The 3,740-nt window shown below is 68.9% G+C and carries 5 protein-coding genes; 1 reads left to right on the top strand and 4 read right to left on the bottom strand.

What is annotated here, in order from left to right:
• Nucleotides 1–131 precede the first annotated feature (131 nt).
• Nucleotides 132–905 carry a queuosine precursor transporter gene (locus ACWDU1_RS30630; protein ID WP_450003812.1) on the bottom strand — a complete coding sequence of 258 codons (774 nt, stop codon included), beginning with the start codon at nucleotides 903–905 and terminating at the stop codon, nucleotides 132–134.
• 37 nt (nucleotides 906–942) lie between these two features.
• On the opposite strand from ACWDU1_RS30630, the gene ACWDU1_RS30625 reads away from it, so the two are divergent.
• Complete coding sequence (locus ACWDU1_RS30625; RefSeq protein WP_450003810.1) at nucleotides 943–1,476, top strand: DUF4190 domain-containing protein; 534 nt, start codon at nucleotides 943–945, stop codon at nucleotides 1,474–1,476.
• A gap of 34 nt (nucleotides 1,477–1,510) precedes the next feature.
• On the opposite strand, the gene ACWDU1_RS30620 is transcribed toward ACWDU1_RS30625, so the two are convergent.
• The 3 genes from ACWDU1_RS30620 to ACWDU1_RS30610 all read right to left on the bottom strand — a co-directional run.
• On the bottom strand, nucleotides 1,511–2,209 hold the full coding sequence (locus ACWDU1_RS30620; protein ID WP_450003808.1) for an RDD family protein: 699 nt from the start codon (nucleotides 2,207–2,209) through the stop codon (nucleotides 1,511–1,513).
• A gap of 47 nt (nucleotides 2,210–2,256) precedes the next feature.
• Nucleotides 2,257–3,201 carry a tRNA glutamyl-Q(34) synthetase GluQRS gene (gene gluQRS, locus ACWDU1_RS30615; protein ID WP_450003807.1) on the bottom strand — a complete coding sequence of 315 codons (945 nt, stop codon included), beginning with the start codon at nucleotides 3,199–3,201 and terminating at the stop codon, nucleotides 2,257–2,259.
• Nucleotides 3,198–3,740: DUF309 domain-containing protein (locus ACWDU1_RS30610; RefSeq protein ID WP_450003805.1), on the bottom strand; the 543-nt coding region annotated here is incomplete at its 5' end. The genes gluQRS and ACWDU1_RS30610, both read right to left, overlap by 4 nt.

Here is a 3,740-nt window from a genome sequence, read left to right as displayed (position 1 = left end):
ACCTACTCACCTTGGCGGGCGGGGTCACCTTCTCACCTTGGCGGGTGGGGTCACCTTCTCGCCTTGGCGGGCAGGGTCACCCCCCTCACCTCTGCGAGCGAGGCCGCCTTTTCGTCACGCGAGGCCGACCCTCAGGAACGCAGTGGAGAGGTTTCCCGGGCCTGGTAGGTCGGTTCGTGCTGCTTGAGCAGCGCTATCACCCTGTAGGTCACCGGGAGCATGATCACCTCGACCAGGGTTTTCCACAGGAAGCCCACGATCACGTAGTTGAGGAACTGACCCCAGCTGTCGATTCCGATCGCGGTCGCGGCGATCGAGCAGAAGATCAGGGTGTCGGCGAGTTCGCCCACCACCGTCGAGCCGATGAGGCGGGCCCACAGATGTTTCTCGCGGGTGCGTTCCTTGATCAGCACCAGGGTCGCGGAGTTGAGCAGCTGGCCGACCACGTATCCCGCCAGTCCGGCCGCCACCAGTTGCGGTGTGGTGCCGATTACGGTGCGGAACGCTTCCTGGTTCTCGTAGAACGAGGCGGCGGGCAGGCGGATGGCGATGGCGAAGCAGAGCACCGTGACCAGCAGGGCGGTGAAACCGTAGAGCACCGCGTGCCGGGTGGCGCGGAAACCGTAGACCTCGCTGAGTACGTCGCCGAGCACATAGGCCAGCGGGAACAGGAAGAACGCGGCGTCGGTGGTGATGGGCAGGATTTCGAGGGGGCCGAGGGTCAGTGAGCTGCCGGTGAAGAACTGGACGCCCTTGGTCGCGCAGATATTGGAGATGATGAGTGTCGCTGTGAACAGTACGACGATCGGCGTGTAGTACCCCCGCGCCACCTGGGCGAAGGCCGCGTGCGCGGGCGCGGGGTGTCCAGACCGGCCGGATAACTGGGTTTTCTTCGGATCTTCCACGGGGCTATCCAATCAAATTCTGGAATAGGGTGTAGTCATGACGAACCCCGGGGAATCCGACGAGTGGTGGAAGCAATACGGGGGGTCGGGCGTCTCGTCGGACCCCGCGGCCGGTGGTGGCGGATCGCCGGCGAGCGGTCCGTCGAGCTATCCCTCGGCGCCCCAGTACCCTTCGTCGCCGCCGCCTGCCGCGCCTTCCCCGGCCGCACCGTCCTACCAGGCCCCGCCTCCGGCGGGACCGTATCCGGCCCAGCCCTCCTATCCGGCCACGCCCTACGGTGCGGCGGCTCCCGGGTATCCCGCCGGCTATCAGCCCTACGCCTACCCGACCCATCGGGGGACCAACGGGCTGGCGATCGCTTCGCTGGTGACGTCGCTGGCCGGTTTCGCGACCTGTGGTGTCACCTCGATCGTGGGCATCATCCTCGGGGTGATCGCGCTCAACCAGATCCGGGACAGCGGACAGGAGGGTCGTGGTCTGGCGCTGGGCGGGATCTGGGCCGGGGCGGCGTTGATCGTGTTGATCGCGCTGTATTTCGTGGTGATGATCGTGGTGGCCGCGACAGCCTGAGCCGTCCCCGCCCCTCGGCGGGGACTTATCCGTATCAGGCGGTGAGGACCTGCGTTCCTCCGGCGAGTTTGTCGTGCCAGCCCTGCTTGTTCGGGTCCTTGTCCAAAGTGGCGCCGATGTAGAGCATGAGCGCGAGTCCGACGAGCCAGCCGAGGCACGGAACGATCTGCGCGGCCAGATAGATATTGCGTTTCAGCGAGGCCAGCGGCGCGACGGTCGGCGCGCCGTTGGGCGCCACAACTTTGAGCCCCAGGATCTTCTTGCCGAGGGTGGCTCCGGTCCGGCTTTCCATCGCGACGTAGTACACCAGCATCGCCGCGAAGATGATCGCGTAGCTGACCGCTACCCCGGCGAACCCGACCATATTCGGGATGATGATGAAGTTGAGCAGGATGGCCAGCGGCAGGGCGACGATCAGGCCGTCGATCAACCGGGCCGCGAACCGTGGCCACAACTTGCCGGGTACGCCGAACGCCGGATCGTACTGCCCGTACTGCTGACCTCCGTATTGTGCCTGCGGAAACACCTGCTGCTCATAGGCCGGTTTCGGTTCGGCGGGCGGCTGCGGGGGTTGTGGTGGCGGCGGGGGCCGGTGTCCGTACGGTTGCTGCTGCGGCGGCGGGGCATACTGTCCGGGCTGCTGCCCGTACGGTCCCGGTGGGTACTGCGGCTGCTGCCCGTACGGCTGCCCGGCCTGGGGGTGGTTGCTGGGTTGGTACCCGCCACTGGTCATCTCGCCTGCCTGAACTCGTACTCGTGAAGACCCGGTCGCAGGCCAGGTTACGGACCGGCGCCGGTATGCACCAAGCTGCCGGGGTCCAGCACCCACGGTTCGCGGGGGAGGCGGTCCGGGTCGAATTCGGCCAGTGCCGCCGCGGCCGTGCGGCCGGTGAATCCGAGCGATGCGGTGAGTCCGGCGACCACGCCCTCGGCGGTGTCGCCGCGGGCGAGACGGTCGGTCAGGGTGACCGCGCCGTCGCGTTTGGCCAGCCGCTGTCCCGCGGTGTTCAGCACCAGCGGGACGTGGGCGTATTCGGGCACCGGGAGGCCGAGCAGGGTCGCGAGGTAGGCCTGCCGGGGTGTGGACGGCAGTAGATCGTCACCCCGGACCACCTGGTCCACGCCCTGCCCGGCATCGTCGATGACGACCGCCAGGTTGTAGGCCGGTATACCGTCGCCGCGTCGCAGTACGAAATCGTCGACCGGGCCGCGGTAGCGCCCGTGCAGGCGATCGGTGATCTCGAATTCGGCCCGGGTCGAACGGAGCCTGATCGCGGCGGGCCGGCCCGCCGCCCGCCGCCGCTCGCGGTCGGCCGGGGTGAGATCGCGGCAGGTGCCGGGGTAGGCGCCCTGGGGTCCGTGCGGGGCGGTGGCGGCCTGCTGGATTTCCTTTCGGGTGCAGTAGCACTCGTAGGTGAGGCCGGCGCCGGTGAGCCGGCGCACCGCGGCATCGTAGTGCGCGATTCGCCCCGATTGACGCAGCACCGGTCCGTCCCAATCGATTCCGAGTGCGGCGAGATCGGCCAGCTGGCGCTGTTCGGCCCCGGGCCGGACCCGGTCCAGGTCGTCGACCCGCAGTACGAACCGGCGTCCCGTGGTGCGGGCGAACAACCAGGCCAGCAGGGCGGTGCGCAGATTTCCCAGATGCAGATCACCCGAGGGGCTCGGCGCGTACCGGCCGGCCCCGGCCGGTGCGGTCGCTCGGTCGGTGGGCATCGAGGTCATGGTAGGTCCCGCGTGAGCCGGGGCATGAGCGCGGACTCGTCGACGAGGGGCCCGGTCGTGGTCTCTGCCGGGTCGGTTTCGGGAAAGCGCGTGTCCAGCTCGTTCAGCAGTGCCTCGGCGTGCGCGAGCAGCCCGGGGCGGTCGAGGCGGTAGGGCAGGTCGTCGCCCTGGTAGCCGGCCGCGGCGATATCGAAGGCCCGCAGCCGTTCGGCCGCCCGGCGGAGCAGGGTGCGCGCGCCTTTGGGGTTTCCGCGCTGGATATGGGTGAGGCCGACCGCGTACTGGGCCAGGCCCTGCCATAGCATGCGTTCGGCCTCCGGCCCGTTCTTCCAGACCGATTCCAGGACTTCGTGCGCGTTGAAGGCCAGGCCGCGGTCGAGTAGCCGCTGGGCGTAGTCGAGCGCTTCGGATGGTTCGAGGTCCAGGTCGTCGGGGATGCGCGGTACACCGGGGCTGCCCGGCGGTAGTGGGCGGCCCAGCCGGTCGCGGGGCCGGGCGTTGGCGGCGCGTCCCTGATCGTCGCGGTCGCGTTCGGGCAT

The organism is Nocardia sp. NPDC003345 (genome assembly GCF_053589395.1).
The sequence above is the reverse complement of the archived record's forward strand: the minus strand, read 5'-3'. Positions and strand labels throughout refer to the sequence as shown.

Excerpts from the sequence above, each read along its gene's own strand:
- gluQRS (WP_450003807.1), bottom strand. The coding sequence starts at position 3,201 with ATGACCTCGATGCCCACCGACCGAGCGACCGCACCGGCCGGGGCCGGC.
- ACWDU1_RS30620 (WP_450003808.1), bottom strand. The coding sequence starts at position 2,209 with ATGACCAGTGGCGGGTACCAACCCAGCAACCACCCCCAGGCCGGGCAG.
- ACWDU1_RS30625 (WP_450003810.1), top strand. The coding sequence starts at position 943 with ATGACGAACCCCGGGGAATCCGACGAGTGGTGGAAGCAATACGGGGGG.